The 512-nt window shown below is 43.9% G+C and carries 1 pseudogene; it reads right to left on the reverse strand.

Annotated elements, in window-relative coordinates:
* Window positions 1–228 (reverse strand): annotated as a pseudogene (locus tag HC733_RS22625) (transposase); the annotation flags it as partial.
* Between the last annotated feature and the right edge of the window lie 284 nt (window positions 229–512).

Consider the following 512-nt stretch of genomic DNA (forward strand, 5'->3'; position numbering starts at 1 on the left):
TAAGGCCATTAGAGCTTCGTCTTCGGTTATTGATTGATATATACGCTTTAAATCAGCCGTGATGGTTTTGTAGTCTTTCCACGGCACGAACTTTAACGAGTTGCGTACCATATGGACAACGCAGAGCTGAATTTGCGTATCTGGGTAAACCGTATTAATCGCATCAGGGAAGCCTTTAAGGCCATCTACACAGGCGATAAGAATATCTTTAACACCACGGTTTTGAAGATATTGTTGAGTAAGTTTCAAAAGCATGGAACAAATTCATTTCCGTTCCAGAGAGAGTTAAAAAAATGTGCTCAAGAGATTGGATAAAATTGACTTAACCTTTATGCAGGTTGGTATAAGGTGCAAAGGGTTAACGACAGCGAACGCAGTGAGGGCGGTTCGACCGTGCAAAGGGTTAACGACAACGAAGCAGTGAGGGCGTTTCCTTTGCGCAAGGTGAGATGAGCCAGTTTAGCTGTTGCTGAGGGACTCGCCTACTTAACTGAGGGAGTATGGCTTAGCAG

Origin of the sequence: Pseudoalteromonas sp. S16_S37 (assembly GCF_014694405.1) — a bacterium.
Taxonomy (GTDB): Bacteria; Pseudomonadota; Gammaproteobacteria; order Enterobacterales; family Alteromonadaceae; genus Pseudoalteromonas.